This is a genomic window from Vibrio sp. Isolate32, from assembly GCF_022397955.1.
Lineage (GTDB): Bacteria > Pseudomonadota > Gammaproteobacteria > Enterobacterales > Vibrionaceae > Vibrio.
The window spans coordinates 25,471-40,423 of the sequence record NZ_JAKEUQ010000018.1 but is presented as its reverse complement, the minus strand read 5'-3'; the positions used below and the strand labels follow the sequence as shown (position 1 = coordinate 40,423).

Sequence of the window (14,953 nt, the reverse complement as noted above, 5' to 3'; positions counted from 1 at the left end):
AAAGCAGAGTCCTACATTATTCGAGTAATTAACAACATGGCAAAAGCACCCGCTAACAAGAAAGCTGCTTCAACAGCTAAAAAAGCAACCAAAGGCTTTGAAGAGACCCTTTGGGATACCGCTAATCAGCTGCGTGGCAGTGTTGAGTCATCTGAATACAAACACGTGGTATTAAGCCTTGTGTTCTTAAAGTTCATCAGCGATAAGTTTGAAGCACGCCGTCAGAAGATGATAGACGACGGGCAAGAAGCTTTTGTTGAGATGAAAGAGTTCTACCAACAAGACAACATCTTCTTTTTACCAGAAGATGCGCGTTGGTCGTTTGTCAAAGCGCGCGCTAAGCAAGACGATATCGCTATCATCATTGATACCGCTTTATCGACTATCGAAAAAAACAACCCAAGCTTAAAAGACGCTTTGCCAGATAACTACTTCTCGCGCCAAGGTTTGGAAGTGAAAAAGCTGGCGTCACTTATCGACAGCATTGAAAACATCGATACCTTAGTTCGTGAAGGAAAAGCGAACGAATGCGACATGAGCGAAGAAGACTTAGTGGGTCGTGTTTACGAATACTTCCTAGGTAAGTTTGCAGCAACCGAAGGTAAAGGCGGTGGCGAGTTCTACACGCCTAAATCTGTGGTAACACTGTTAGCTGAAATGCTAGAACCCTTCCAAGGTAAGATCTACGACCCGGCTTGTGGCTCCGGCGGTATGTTTGTTCAGTCTTTAAAGTTCATTAAAGAGCACGAAGGGCGCACCAAGGACATCGCTATCTATGGCCAAGAGCTGACCTCGACCACTTATAAACTGGCGAAGATGAACCTAGCCATTCGCGGTTTATCTGGCAACTTAGGTGAGCGTGCAGCCGATACCTTTTTTGCTGACCAGCATAAAGACTTAAAAGCCGATTACATCATGGCTAACCCACCGTTTAACCTTAAAGGTTGGCGTAATGAAGCAGAGCTAACCGATGATGCGCGCTTTGCTGGCTATCGCACACCGCCAACAGGCAACGCCAACTACGGTTGGATTTTGCACATGCTGTCTAAGCTAAGTGAAACAGGCACGGCTGGTTTTGTATTGGCCAATGGTTCTATGAGTTCAAATACGTCTGGTGAAGGCGAGATCCGCCAGCAGCTAATCGAGAACGATCGCGTTGAATGTATGATCGCTTTGCCGGGGCAGTTGTTCTTCACTACGCAAATCCCTGTGTGTATCTGGTTTATCACAAAAGACAAAACCGAGAACACCACCAAAGGTTTCCGTAACCGCCAAAAAGAGACGCTGTTTATTGATGCCCGTGAAATGGGCACCATGATTAGCCGCACCAATAAAGAACTAACTAAAGATGATATCGCGCTGATTGCCGATACATACCATGCTTGGCGCTGTGATAAAGCAGAACTTAAAGCGCGTATTGAACGTGGTGATGGCAAAGTAGAGAAGTATCAAGACCAAGCAGGCTTTAGCAAATCAGCAACCACTGCTGAGATTAAGGCTAACGACTTTGTACTGACTCCGGGGCGCTATGTTGGCGCAGCCGACGTGGAAGATGATGGCATTCCGTTTGAAGCCAAGATGAGTGAGCTTTCACAAACCTTATACAGCCAAATGAATCAATCACATGAGTTGGATAAAGCGATTCGCCGTAATTTGGAGGCGTTGGGTTATGGGGAATGAATGGATAAATACTGAGCTAGGTGATGTCATTGAGCTGAAACGTGGATATGACCTTCCTAAAACAAAGCGGATAAATGGAAGTGTACCTGTTGTTTCATCTTCTGGGCATTCCGGTTTACATAATGAAGTGAAAATAAAATCACCGGGTGTTGTAACTGGTCGATATGGCACGATTGGGCAGGTGTTTTATATAGAAGAAGATTTTTGGCCTCTAAATACAACGCTTTATGTAAAAGATTTTAAGGGGAATGATCCATTATTTATCTATTACTATTTGAAAACCGTATCTTATAAAGACTATACGGACAAAGGTGCTGTGCCCGGGGTAAATAGGAATGACCTTCACAGAGCTAAGGTATCTGTTCCAAAGTGCCCTAAATATCAGAATAAGTTAGCTACTCATTTACGAGATCTAGATAAAAAAATCACCCTCAACAACCAAATCAACCAAACCCTAGAGCAAATGGCGCAAGCCATCTTCAAGTCTTGGTTTGTCGATTTCGACCCTGTAAAAGCCAAAATGAATGGCGAACAGCCAAAAGGGATGGATGCCGCCACTGCCTCGCTTTTCCCAGAAAAGTTCGTTGAGTCTGAGGTGGGTTTGATTCCTGAGGGGTGGAATGTTAGATCTCTGGAAGAAGTAGCTGAATTCCAAAATGGATTTGCCTTCTATACAACTGGTTACTCAGATAAAGGATTCTCGGTCGTTGATTTGGGGAACATCAGTACAGAGGGGAAATTTATTCAAACTTCTCATGATAAATACGTCTCTGAAGAAATTTACAATTTGCCAAAACACCAAAAACATCATTTAAACAAAGATGACTTGGTTATGGCTATGACTGATATGACTCAAGCGATGGGTATATTGGGAAAGACAGGTATAATCACTGAATCTGATAAATATATACTAAATCAGAGGGTTGGTCGCATTAGGTGTAAGTCAAACATTGACGTAAATTTCATGCTTACAAATCTAAACTCCAAACACCAACTTCACTTCTTGAAAGTTCGGGCGTTGGGCACAGTCCAAAAGTATGTCAATACAAACCATATTAAGGAAATGGAGTTTATCATCCCATGCGATGATTTAATGCAGAACTTTGGTGACCTTGTAAGGCCATTATTCGATCGTCTATATGCCAATGACCTTCAAAGTTTGGAGTTAGCTAAGCTTCGTGACACCTTGCTTCCGAAATTGCTTTCCGGCGAAATCGACTTAGAAAGTGTACAAGTAGAACAAGCTAAAGCGCTGGCGGAGTAACCTTTCGTCATTCCAGAAAGTGAGGGACGAACTTATCAGGAATCTCGTTTTTGGTGGTGATGAAAAGCGAGATCTCAGATACCTCGTCCCTCGGTTCTGAGATGACGAAGGTGAAGTTCTAAGGTGGCGAATCAAACACACCTCAGATGACAGAACAAAACCGATTTACACCAAAATAAAACTCAAATAACTCAATCTAGAAAACAACAAACAACGTCAAACAGCAGTAGGAAAAGGCGATGAGCTTAAAATTTACTGAAGCCAAACTCGAACAGGCCATTATTGAGCTATTGGGTGAGCAAGGCTACCCACACGTAGTGGGTGAACAAATAGCGCGTGAAGACAAAGAACAAGTGCTCATTTTAGATGACTTACGACGCTACCTTGCTAAGCAGTATCGAGGCGATGGTATAACCGAGAGCGAAATCGACACCATTGTGCGTATGATCTCAACGTTGCCTGCCAGTGATTTGTACCACAGCAATAAAACCTTCTGCCAATGGCTGACTAATGGCTTCTTGTTTAAGCGTGAAGATCGCTCAAAGAAAGACCTCTATATTGAGTTAATCGATACAAGACATTTGGCACAAGCCTTACGCTTGATGTTTGTGCCGTTGCTAGAGAATAAATCTAAACCAGATAACTCTGAAACAAAAGTTGCTGAAGGTAAGGTTACGTACCTAGAAACAAATCGGTTAGAAGCGACTGACACCAATATCTACAAAATCGTTAACCAGTTAGAGATTGAGGGTGTCGATGAACAGGTAAGAATACCTGATGGCATCCTTTATGTGAACGGCTTACCGCTAGTGGTGTTTGAATTCAAAAGTGCCGTGCGAGAGAAAGACGCGACCATTTTTGATGCGTGGAAGCAAATCTGCGTTCGTTATCGCCGTGATATTCCCAAGCTGTTCGTCTACAACGCGATGTGCATCATCAGTGATGGTGTGAACAACAAAATGGGCAACCTGTTTGCGCCGTATGAGTTCTTCTACGCATGGCGAAAAGTAACGGGCAACGAGTCTACCGAAAAAGAGGGTATTAACTCCCTCTATACCATGATTGCCGGGTTGTTTAACCAAACCAGATTACTTGATGTAGTGAAGAACTTTGTCTTCTTCCCTGATACCTCTAAGAAAGAGATAAAAATCTGTTGCCGTTACCCGCAGTACTACGCGGCGCGTAAGCTTTACTACAACATCGACAAAGAACGTAAGCCATACGGTAGTGGTAAAGGCGGTACTTACTTTGGTGCAACAGGGTGTGGTAAAAGCTTTACCATGCAATTTCTATCGCGCCTACTGATGAAAAGCATCGATTTCGAAAGCCCAACCATTGTACTTATTACCGATCGTAACGATCTCGATGACCAGCTTTCTAAGCAGTTCTGTAACGCCTCTGATTACATTGGTGATGAGATGGTAGTGCCAGTTAAAAGCCGCCAAGACTTAAGAGACAAACTGCAAGGCATCAAAAGCGGTGGTGTGTTCCTGACTACCATTCATAAGTTTACCGAAGACATCGAATTGCTTTCAGAGCGTACTAATATCATCTGTATTTCCGATGAAGCGCACCGTTCACAGGTCAACCTCGATAAGAAAGTGGTGATCAAATATCAAGATGGTGTAGCCGTCGATGTGAAAGAGACATACGGCTTTGCTAAGTATCTGCACGATTCTCTTCCAAGCGCGACTTACGTTGGTTTCACCGGAACACCGATTGATGCCACCCTTGATGTATTCGGTGATCCAGTAGACAGCTACACCATGACAGAATCTGTTAATGATGAAATTACGGTTCGTATTGTTTATGAAGGCCGAGCCGCTAAAGTCATTCTTGATAACAGCAAGCTAGAAGAGGTAGAGAAATACTACCAAGCGTGCGCAGAAGCTGGCACTAATGAACATCAGATAGAAGAGAGCAAGAAAGCTTCTGCCAATATGAACGCGATCCTTGGTGACTCTGACCGTATTGAAGCTTTGGCGAAAGACTTTGTTGAACATTATGAAGGGCGAGTTAAAGAAGGTTCTACGATAAAGGGCAAGGCGATGTTTGTCTGTGCGAGTCGTGAAATCGCGTTTGATTTTTATAAGCAAGTCAAAATCTTAAAGCCAGAATGGTTCGAGGAAAAGCTATCAATTGATGGCGTCGAGCTGACTGATAAAGAGAAAGAAGAGTTAAAGCCACTTGCGATGGTGCAAATGGTGATGACGCGCGGTAAAGACGATGACCCTGATCAGTACAGCCTGCTAGGGACAAAGGAATATCGAAAATCACTCGACCAGCAGTTTAAGAGCTCCAAGTCGAACTTCAAAATAGCCATAGTGGTCGATATGTGGCTAACAGGTTTTGACGTTCCTGAATTGGATACTATCTACATCGATAAGCCGTTGCAGAAACACAACCTGATTCAAACTATCTCACGTGTTAACCGTAAGTTTGAAGGCAAGGCGAAAGGGCTGGTTGTCGATTACATTGGTATCAAGTCGCGTATGAATCAAGCCTTAGCGATGTATTCAAAGGCTGATGAGACTAACTTTGAAGATATTCGTTTTTCCGTTATTGAGGTGAAGAACCACCTCGATTTATTAAGACAGATGTTCCACAAGTTCGATACGTCAGGTTATTACACAGGAAAGCCGTGTAAACAGCTAGAGTGCCTTAATCAGTCGGCAGAATACATTCTTCAAACCAAGAAAGGCGAAACCCGTTTCATGGCTTTAGTCGGCCGTATGAAGGCGGCTTACGATGTTTGCTGTGGTAGTGAATTGTTATCTCAGCAAGAGCGTGATCAAATTCACTTCTATATCGCAGTACGCTCTATCATCTTTAAGCTAACCAAAGGTGATGCACCAGACATGGCACAAATGAATAAGCGTGTTCGTGAGTTAGTAGCAGAAGCACTTCGTGCCGATGGGGTAGAAGAGATCTTTACTATTGGTGATGAGCACGCCGAAGCTATCGATATTTTTGACGAAGATTACCTAGCTCGAATCAACAAGATTAAGTTGCCTAACACCAAGATTCAGTTGCTTCAAAAACTACTAGAGAAGGCGATAAGTGACTTTAAAAAGGTCAACCAGCTACAGGGGATGAACTTCTCTAAGCGCTTCCAATCGCTGGTGGAGCAATACAACGAACGTCGTGAAAATGATGTGTTGAATGGTGAGGAGTTCGATACCTTCTCTCAAGAAATGACGGACATTATCTTTGATATAGTCAAAGAAATGGGCTCGTTTGAAGACCTAGGCATCGATCTAGAAGAGAAAGCGTTCCTCGATATCTTGAACCACATGCGCAAGAAATACGATTTCACTTACGACGATGACAAGATGCTCGAATTGGCGAAGGAGATGAAAACTACGGTAGACAATGTCGCCCAATATCCAGACTGGGCAGGGCGCGATGATATCAAAGCCAAATTGAAAGTGGATTTAATCTTACTGCTACACAAATACGGCTTCCCACCAGTAGCCAACGATGATGTTTACAAAGGCGTGCTAGAGCAGGCTGAGAATTATAAGAAGAATGGGTGATAACTAATCACCCACTAAGAATGGAGCATTTCTAGCTCTAAACGTTAATTTGGCAAGGATGTATTATGTTTACAGAGTTCTTATCGAGCCTCGATCCAAACACCGTATTAAAGGTGTCGTTTTTTATTTTGGGGGGGATATTTTTTCAGGGTCTTGTTCTGATATATAGGGAGAAGGCCTCTATTTTAGTTCGCCAGTTCCCAAGCCACCTGACTACAGGTGGTGTCTTTTTTACCTTTTTAGGAATTGCGATCGGACTACTTTCGTTTGATCCGAATAATCTAAATAATAGTATCTCTTCATTATTAGATGGCCTCAGCCTTGCTTTTTGGTCCAGTATTATTGGTATGCTAGGTTCAATAGTATTGAAGGGGCTCATTCATTTAAAGCTTGATAAAAATCGTAGTGTTGTCACAGCAAAGCAAATGCATCAGGTACTAAAAGAAGGAAACAAAAATAATGACTCTAGCCAAAATGCGATTTTGTCTGAGTTAAAAAAAATGACAAGAGCGACTGAGCAAGGAAATAAAGAGAGTCAACAGAGTTTCGACTTACTCAGCCAAGAATTACGCGACTTTTCCTCCTCTCTTTCACAGCAAACTTCTCAACAAATTGCTGAGTCATTAAATGAAGCGATTAAAGACTTTAACAAAGGGCTTGTAGGACAGTTTGGTTCAAATTTCCAAAGGCTCGATGATTCGGTTGTAAAGCTACTCGAATGGCAAAGTAACTATAAACAACAAGTGGCGCAACTGACGGATGCGTTTGAGAGCGCTGTCGAGAGTGTAAGTGCGACAGAAGTAGCGCTAGAGAATATTGCATCACACACTCAAGTCATACCGAATGCGATGAGCAACCTAGAGAATACGACGGATGTCTGGCAGAACCAATTGAATGAACTAGACGCGCGGATATCCGTATTTGCTGAAATGCGTCAACATGCACTTTCCGCTATACCTGATATTGAGGGGAAGATGGATGAATTGTGCAAAACAGTCAATAGCTCTTTAGACAAGGTGTGTACTAGCATGGAAAGTGGTGCTCGTTCAGCTTCTTCTACTTTGCAAAACAATGCGAAACAGCTTAGTAGTGATTTTTCAAATGTTTCTAATGAGATAAAGGGTGAAATTAACGATGCGCATAGGCAAGTAGCGACGATTAGTCACGAGTTCTCCTCAGCTGCTGAGTCGATTAAGAATACGCTAAAAGATTCGGTTGATGATCTAAATAGCCAGCTTAGCTCATTAGTCAAAGGTACAAAGAGTGATGTTAAGAACATTGGTGACACATTAGTACACGTTGACAAAGAACTTATGGAAAAGCATCGAGAACAGATCTCTAAGAGTGGGCAGTTTGCCTTAGAACAGCATAAAAAATTAGAAGACCAGATAGAACAATCAGTAAGAATCCAGTCTAAAGCTGCAATAAATATTGGAAAGCAAATAGAAAATAGTTTAGTTGCACAGTCAGTAACGTTTGAAGAGGGAATACAGCGTGAGCTTGAACGTGTGCTCACCGATCTGGGTAATGGGTTAGCGCAGATAGTTAGAGTCTTGGATAAAAATAGTGACCGACAAGCTGATGATGAACTGTCATTGGCTAGAACACAGAATGAAGAAGTAGCCTAGTATGTCTCAAGATTTATTTGGTAACGAGACTGAAAGTTCAGAGTCAAATCATTGGTTGTCTGTATCTGACTTGATGGCAGGGCTAATGGTTATATTTTTACTTATTAGCGTTGCGTTGATGAACAGAATTGATGCAGAGAAGCGTGCTATTAAGGAGATGGATATTACTGTCAGTGAAGCTCAAGTCAGAATTCATATAGCTCTGCAGCAAGAGTTTTCACGGGATTTTTCTGATTGGCATGTTGAGCTTGCCAAAGACAAATCGCTTAGTATTGATTTTTACGCAAAACCTTACCACTTTGACTCTGAAAGTAACGATTTACCCCCAGCATTACTTAATACACTCAAGGCATTCTTTCCCCGTTACCTTAACGTGTTAGAGCAACATAAAGAGGATATCCAAGCGATTCAAATTGAAGGGCATACTTCGTCTAATTGGGATGGGCTAGATAAATTAGAAGCATATAAAGAAAATATGGCTTTATCTCAACGCAGAGCAAATGCAGTGTTTAAAAAAGTGGTGAACTTTGATGGGGCATTAGATAAGCATGGGGTGTGGGTTATGAAGAAGCTTGCGGCGATTGGTTATGGCCCCTCTCAGATTAGGATTTATAGTACGGGTAAAGAAGACTCTCGTCGCTCTCGTCGCATCTCATTTAAGGTTGTGACTAAATCGGAAATTAAAGCGAAGGAAATTCTAGAGAAGTTATGAAGTTAAACGTTGATTTGAGTCTATTTAACCTGTTAGTTGATAGTATCGCTTCACCAGATAAAGAAAGTAGCGACTTTTCGATTCGCTTTAAACCGATTGATTTTAAAAGGTTGTATCAATTACATCGAAAGCCAGATGTTATGAATGACTCAAGTGATGATTTAGAGTTATTTGATGACCTCTTCCACTATGATGGATATGCAGTGATTGTATATATCAAGGAGCATAAAAATCTCGTAAAAGTTGAAAGAGATCCTTACAAAAAGGGAAAGAAATACCATTTAACCAATTGTAAAACGGTTAAAGATGAAAAAGAGGCTTCCCGTTTTAATCGATTTGTCGCACTAAAATATTTAAATGGAAAGATGCCTATTTGTAATGAAAAAGGTGAAGAAATTGATGTCACTCTCCATGTGTGTAAATCTTGCTTAAGAGAGTTGGACTACAAGCCGTATTTGGATGCGATTACTGAAAAAGAAAAAGAACAGGTATGCCGGGAGTTTAACCTTTCGGAGTTCCTTCAAGAGCGTGATTGCAGCTTTCCAGAGGAATACTTACCATCACGTCATGCGGAGTATAGTTCTTTTTCATACGCTGAAAATTGGCAGGCAATGAGTTTAGCCTATAGAGAAATTCATCGATATTGTTGTGAACAATGTAGTATTTCGTTGGTTTCGAGAAAGACGTTACTACATACTCATCACATAGATGGCGTCAAATCTAATAGTCACCCTACCAATCTGATGGCACTTTGCAAGGAATGCCATAGTAAACAGCCTAAGCACAGTAACATAAAGCTTTCTGATGAAGAAATGTCTTATCTGAAGGAACTTAGAAAAGTGAAAGTGTAGAGTTTCTGTTTGCTTTTGAAACAAGTATACGTATTTAAGTGAGGGTACATGCTTGTGTATTGACTCAATAAGAGTGATTGATAGTTCAAATGTTATTCCGAGCTCCTGTATGCATAAACACTGATGACAGTGCATTAATGCCTACTACGATTCGCAATGAACATCGAGTGGTAAAAGAGGCTGCGATTAATCACTTTGGTGTCGGCGTTAATAAGGCCGAAGACTGGATTGATCGTATTCGTCAAAAGGGTGTCGAGGTATTTGAAGAGAACCATGATCCGCACCAGCAGTTTTGGACATCGAGTTAAGTGAGTACAATCACTAACGAGGTGAACCATGACAAGCAAGAAAAAACGTATTATCCATTCCCCTGAATTTAAAGCAGAAGCCCTGAAGCTAGCAGAGAAAGTSGGAGTAGCTGCGGCAGCGAGKCAACTGTCATTACACGAATCCCAGATCTATGGTTGGCGTAAGGCAGTTAAGAGCGACACCAGCACCAGTCAGCGAGAAAAAGATCTAGCCGCTGAAGTGGCCAAACTCAAAAGACAATTGGCTGAGCAAGCTGAAGAGCTAGATATCGTAAAAAAGGCCGCCACCTACTTCGCGAAAAACCTAAAGTAGATTGCTACGAATTTATGCTCGAACACCTGCTGTGCTTCAGTGTTATCCGCATGGCTAAGGTGGCAGTTAAGAGCGACACCAGCACCAGTCAGCGAGAAAAAGATCTAGCCGCTGAAGTGGCCAAACTCAAAAGACAATTGGCTGAGCAAGCTGAAGAGCTAGATATCGTAAAAAAGGCCGCCACCTACTTCGCGAAAAACCTAAAGTAGATTGCTACGAATTTATGCTCGAACACCTGCTGTGCTTCAGTGTTATCCGCATGGCTAAGGTGTTCTGCGTTTCACGAAGTGGGTTTTATTACTGGATTAAGSATCGYCACAAGACCGCCCAGCGCGAGGTAACTCGCCAAGAGTTTGATACAAAGGTCAAAGAAGCTTTTGACAATAGCAAAGGCCGTGATGGCTCAAGGCGCATCCAAAAAGAGCTGGCTGAGAACGGTGATAACCGTAATATTAAAACCATTGCCGCCAGTATGAAGCGACAGGATTTAACACCGAAAGCGGCACGTAAGTTTAAGTGTACGACGGACAGCAAACATAAACTGCCAGTGGCACCGAACCTGCTGNAAAGAGCTGGCTGAGAACGGTGATAACCGTAATATTAAAACCATTGCCGCCAGTATGAAGCGACAGGATTTAACACCGAAAGCGGCACGTAAGTTTAAGTGTACGACGGACAGCAAACATAAACTGCCAGTGGCACCGAACCTGCTGGCTCAGGATTTTAACGCTGAGGCTCCGAATCAAAAGTGGGCGGGAGACATCACCTATGTGGCGACAAGTGAAGGCTGGCTGTATTTAGCGGTAATCATTGACCTTTATTCAAGGCAAGTAGTCGGTTGGTCTATGGATACCAGAATGACGGCAACTCTGGTTTGCGATGCGTTATCAATGGCCTTGTTCCGCCGAGGTTTCCCTGAGCAGGTTATCGTTCATAGTGACCGAGGTAGTCAGYACTGCTCAAAAGATTATCGAGACATCATCACCGCTTATAATCTAAAGCAAAGTATGAGTAGGAAAGGAAACTGCTGGGACAATGCTTGTGTTGAGAGCTTCTTCCATTCAATGAAAGTTGAAGCGATCCAGTATGAGCCGATCATGACGCGAGACGAGATGCGCCAAACAATCTTTGAATACATAGAGGTTGATTATAATCGGACAAGAAGGCACAGTGCTCTTGGGTATCTAAGCCCAGTTAACTTTGAAAATCAAAATGTCGCTTAATGAAGTGTCCAGTCTGGCTGGAGCAGATCATAAAATCGAAAAAACCGATGAGTAATTGTGTACTCATCGGTTTTGGTTGGATTTGAATCAACTATTGCCTAGGGGGATCGTCTCAATACTTATGTTTCTCGAAGCTTTTGTTTTTTGATGCTTCTGTTTCCAGATAGTTATAATTATCAATACTAACGCGTTTCGATACTAAAGCTTCTCAAGGCTAACGTGCTCTGAAGATTTGTGAGCTCTAAAGATAAACATATCGTTAGGGTTAACGACCGCGTCCATCAACCATAACAACAATCGTTTTCGTAATAATCCTTAAGTCCGCTGCAATCCAAGATTTTACAGAACATAGACTCAGTGCGTAGCTGTGGTCAAAACCCACTTTACGACGTACATCATCAATACAGGTGTCATAACCTTGGTTCACTTGTGCAAGCCCAGTAATACCAGGCATTACACCATAAGTTCGTTCAGTAAAGTAAGGAATTTCGTTCTCTAGTTGGGTGTAGAAGGTAGGGCGTTCAGGGCGTGGACCAATTAGAGACATRTCACCTTTTAATACATTAAACAGTTGTGGAAGTTCATCGAGGCGTGTCTTTCTCAAGAATCGACCGACAGGTGTGATTCGTGGGTCATTCGCAGTTGCCCAGACTGCCCCTGAGCGAGTTTCTGCATCTTCATACATGCTACGGAACTTCATGATTTCAAAGAGTTCCATTTTCTCTGGTGTTGATTTACCAACACGAAGTTGGCGATAGAAAATAGGACCGCGAGACGTAAGCGCAATCGCCATCGCAATTAGTGGAAATACTGGTCCTAGCAAAATCAAAGCAATCAGTGAGAGTACGAAATCGAAAATGCGTTTAGCACGTGAGATTTTGTATTGGTATTGGTTAAATGGCTTTTCAATGTTCATCCTAATAAGTCCTTAATGATTAGCTCGTCTTGTCCAAGGTGAGTTTTCTAGTCCGATTATGTAACGAATGCCACCAATGAAGTTGGCATAGTGTCCAACTATAAAATAAGAGACTAATGAAATAGGCTTGTTTATTAGACGCTTTGGTAAGATGCAGCCCAGAACACCAATGGTATAAACGGCAACTTGAGCCCATAACAAGACTTCAAATACTAAGTAGTCCCTGAGCAAGATTGAGCACATTAAACACGCAATCATTAAATATGGGGTAAGTAGACGCAGTCCTTTCCCTGAGAAGAAAGTAAATGCTATGCCTTTGAACTTAGGGCTAAATAAGCCAAACAGTAGAATCGCTTGTTGCATATTACCCGCTGAGATACGGAGTCTTCTTTTGAAGTCTGTTTCTAGGTTCGTTTCTTCTAACTCTAATGCCACCATTTGGGTTTCGTATTCAGCGATGTAACCTTGTTTTACAATTTGCATCGGCAATATGAAGTCATCGTTGATAGTGTTCAGGGGAAGCGGTTCAAACAGGTGTGTTCTGAACAAGTAGAATGCGCCATGAGACCCTAAGCTCGAGCCGAATGAAGCCTCTGACTCTTTAACAGTCGTTTGATACTGCCAGTAAGTATTCTCTCCTTCGTTTCCTGTTGGATAGAGTTGATAAGTGGCATTTACTACACCGACCTTATCACTTTTAAAGTGAGCAGCTGCAATAAGTAATGCATCTAGTGAAATAAGTGCTGATACGTCACTTAGTGCTGTAAGATCACTGGCAATTTGTGTCAGTTCATCATTGATAGTCGCGACTTTACCTCGATTTACTTGGTGGTCATGTATCTCAAAATAGGTATCACTGCACATCGCTTCTTGAATAGTCATCTGGGCGATTTCTACCGTGTTATCGGTACATCCGTCGCATGCAATAACTACTTGCAGTTTCTTTTTGGGATAATCTAATGATGCAAGGTTACGAACCTTGTCCGCTATCCATTGTTCTTCATTACATGCCGGCACAAGAATAGTAATGGTTGGTAGTGCGCAATCTTGTTGTTCCTCTTTGTAACAGCGATGACTCTTTTCAACGTGGGGCGATGGGTGGCTTATAGCGTACCAACGCAATAATAGAGGGTAGGCTGCGTGATGATATACAATCAGCGCACAAGAAAATGAGTAAAGTCCCGCTAGTAACCAATCGATCATGCGTAAGCTCCTTCTGAGATGTCATTATAAGAGGTAACCATTTTCACAATATCGAAGTGGTCGAGTATGTAACGGCGAGGTGATAAAAAGCGTTCATTTTGCTTTTCTAATAGCGCACTCGCTAATCCCATGACGCTGCCACTTTTAACGAGTGTGCTACTCAGTGGGCATAAGGTTTCGTCGACAGCGCCGACGTCCATCGCGACGGTCGGAATATTGCAGGCTTGGGCTTCGAGTGTAGAAAGGGGTAACCCTTCATGACGAGAAGGTAGGCAGAAAGTATCTAACGCGCCGTAGAAGGAGGTCATGTCCTCAAGTAGCCCTAAAAAGATTACGCGATCACTAAGATTCAAACGGTGAGCAAGTTGTTCCAGTTGTACGCGTTTTGAACCATCACCAGCCAATGCGACAACGGTGTTGGTCGGAAGCAGGGAAAGCGCCTTAATCAGTTGGTCTTGACCTTTCACATGCTCTAAACGACCTGCACAACCTACGATGTGTTTGTCAGTCGGCAGGTCGAGCTTTGTTCTCGCGTCTTTTTTTAACATCGGTTTGAACTTCTCACAATCCACGCCGTTCTTAATGATGATGATGTTTTTATATGAAAAGGTACAACGCAGTTGATTGTAAACACGTGTTGCATCAGCAACCAACGTTGGTTGGGCAGCCATTAGCGCTAGTGCTTGTAAGCGACGACGTTTGGTATTCTTCAAATGCCAAGCATCATGCTCAGTATGAATTCGAGTTGGAACACCGGTGATGCGAGCTGCATAGCCTGCATAAAGTAGCGGGCCAATGTGGTGGGTATGGACCACATTAGGTCGAATCCCATTAAATATTTTTATCAATTTGATGATGATATTGAATTGTATGCCCGGAGCTTTGTCTAAAAAGACGATTTGATTTTTGTACTGTTCTAACATGGGCCAATTTTTTATCGATTCTTGCTTTGTGCCTTCTAAACTTACAATCAACACTTGGTCTGTTGGTTTAGCATGACGCAACAAATCTAATGTTAGGGTTTCTATGCCACCCGGAGCAAGGTGCTGAACAACGTGTATGATTTTTTTACCATGCTTTGTTAACTGGATATTCATAATTTGGTCCCTGCCTTAGTTATTCTTGCTTTTCTTTTACTGACGTTTTTCTGGAAGTCGATTCTTTAAAACGTTTACTACACAGGATATTTGCAGGAGTTGTGCCAAATAATTACTAACTATTTATCAGTGACTTGCACTGTAATGTTTATCGATGACTTGCATCTCTCAAAATGGGAATCAAAACAAAATACGAATGAATTGTTATTTGATTGATAGGGC

General features: G+C 42.3%; 10 protein-coding genes and 3 pseudogenes. 10 read left to right on the top strand and 3 right to left on the bottom strand.

What is annotated here, in order from left to right; genetic code table 11:
* Nucleotides 1–36: 36 nt before the first annotated feature.
* From L1D11_RS14140 to L1D11_RS14095, 10 genes and pseudogenes are all read left to right on the top strand, one after another.
* Nucleotides 37–1,680 carry a class I SAM-dependent DNA methyltransferase gene (locus L1D11_RS14140; RefSeq protein WP_239831829.1) on the top strand — a complete coding sequence of 548 codons (1,644 nt, stop codon included), beginning with the start codon at nt 37–39 and terminating at the stop codon, nt 1,678–1,680.
* On the top strand, nt 1,670–2,944 hold the full coding sequence (locus L1D11_RS14135; protein WP_239831830.1) for a restriction endonuclease subunit S: 1,275 nt from the start codon (nt 1,670–1,672) through the stop codon (nt 2,942–2,944). Before L1D11_RS14140 ends, L1D11_RS14135 begins: the two co-directional genes overlap by 11 nt.
* 239 nt (nt 2,945–3,183) lie before the next feature.
* Nucleotides 3,184–6,480, top strand: coding sequence for an HsdR family type I site-specific deoxyribonuclease (locus L1D11_RS14130; RefSeq protein ID WP_239831831.1), 3,297 nt, complete (start codon nt 3,184–3,186; stop codon nt 6,478–6,480).
* Nucleotides 6,481–6,545: 65 nt separating this feature from the next.
* Complete coding sequence (locus tag L1D11_RS14125) at nt 6,546–8,108, top strand: hypothetical protein (protein ID WP_239831832.1); 1,563 nt, start codon at nt 6,546–6,548, stop codon at nt 8,106–8,108.
* A gap of 1 nt (nt 8,109) precedes the next feature.
* A complete protein-coding gene (locus L1D11_RS14120) occupies nt 8,110–8,820 on the top strand; it encodes an OmpA family protein (RefSeq protein ID WP_239831833.1) in 711 nt (236 codons plus the stop codon).
* Nucleotides 8,817–9,671 (top strand): HNH endonuclease, encoded by an 855-nt coding sequence (locus L1D11_RS14115; protein ID WP_065612406.1) that lies wholly within the window; start codon nt 8,817–8,819, stop codon nt 9,669–9,671. The genes L1D11_RS14120 and L1D11_RS14115 overlap by 4 nt, the downstream gene beginning before the upstream one ends.
* A 137-nt stretch (nt 9,672–9,808) precedes the next feature.
* A complete protein-coding gene (locus tag L1D11_RS14110) occupies nt 9,809–9,979 on the top strand; it encodes a hypothetical protein (protein ID WP_239831834.1) in 171 nt (56 codons plus the stop codon).
* Between the two features lie 28 nt (nt 9,980–10,007).
* Nucleotides 10,008–10,354, top strand: a pseudogene (locus L1D11_RS14105) (transposase); the annotation flags it as partial.
* Nucleotides 10,343–10,857, top strand: a pseudogene (locus tag L1D11_RS14100) (IS3 family transposase); the annotation flags it as partial. The pseudogenes L1D11_RS14105 and L1D11_RS14100, both read left to right, overlap by 12 nt.
* Nucleotide 10,858: 1 nt before the next feature.
* Nucleotides 10,859–11,515, top strand: a pseudogene (locus L1D11_RS14095) (IS3 family transposase); the annotation flags it as partial.
* Between the two features lie 265 nt (nt 11,516–11,780).
* On the opposite strand, the gene L1D11_RS14090 reads toward L1D11_RS14095, so the two are convergent.
* Genes L1D11_RS14090 through L1D11_RS14080 form a run of 3 tightly spaced genes read right to left on the bottom strand, consistent with a single transcriptional unit; the run spans nt 11,781 to nt 14,731 of the window.
* Nucleotides 11,781–12,431 (bottom strand): sugar transferase, encoded by a 651-nt coding sequence (locus tag L1D11_RS14090; RefSeq protein ID WP_239834188.1) that lies wholly within the window; start codon nt 12,429–12,431, stop codon nt 11,781–11,783.
* 12 nt (nt 12,432–12,443) lie between these two features.
* The gene (locus L1D11_RS14085) at nt 12,444–13,634 is read right to left on the bottom strand and encodes a glycosyltransferase family 2 protein (protein WP_239834189.1); all 1,191 of its coding nucleotides are present in this window, start codon (nt 13,632–13,634) and stop codon (nt 12,444–12,446) included.
* Nucleotides 13,631–14,731, bottom strand: a complete 1,101-nt coding sequence (locus tag L1D11_RS14080) for a glycosyltransferase (RefSeq protein ID WP_239834190.1) — start codon at nt 14,729–14,731, stop codon at nt 13,631–13,633. Before L1D11_RS14080 ends, L1D11_RS14085 begins: the two co-directional genes overlap by 4 nt.
* Nucleotides 14,732–14,953: the final 222 nt, after the last annotated feature.

Excerpts from the sequence above, each read along its gene's own strand:
- L1D11_RS14120 (WP_239831833.1), top strand. The coding sequence starts at position 8,110 with ATGTCTCAAGATTTATTTGGTAACGAGACTGAAAGTTCAGAGTCAAAT.
- L1D11_RS14115 (WP_065612406.1), top strand. The coding sequence starts at position 8,817 with ATGAAGTTAAACGTTGATTTGAGTCTATTTAACCTGTTAGTTGATAGT.
- L1D11_RS14085 (WP_239834189.1), bottom strand. The coding sequence starts at position 13,634 with ATGATCGATTGGTTACTAGCGGGACTTTACTCATTTTCTTGTGCGCTG.
- L1D11_RS14140 (WP_239831829.1), top strand. The coding sequence starts at position 37 with ATGGCAAAAGCACCCGCTAACAAGAAAGCTGCTTCAACAGCTAAAAAA.
- L1D11_RS14080 (WP_239834190.1), bottom strand. The coding sequence starts at position 14,731 with ATGAATATCCAGTTAACAAAGCATGGTAAAAAAATCATACACGTTGTT.
- L1D11_RS14135 (WP_239831830.1), top strand. The coding sequence starts at position 1,670 with ATGGGGAATGAATGGATAAATACTGAGCTAGGTGATGTCATTGAGCTG.
- L1D11_RS14125 (WP_239831832.1), top strand. The coding sequence starts at position 6,546 with ATGTTTACAGAGTTCTTATCGAGCCTCGATCCAAACACCGTATTAAAG.
- L1D11_RS14130 (WP_239831831.1), top strand. The coding sequence starts at position 3,184 with ATGAGCTTAAAATTTACTGAAGCCAAACTCGAACAGGCCATTATTGAG.
- L1D11_RS14110 (WP_239831834.1), top strand. The coding sequence starts at position 9,809 with ATGCCTACTACGATTCGCAATGAACATCGAGTGGTAAAAGAGGCTGCG.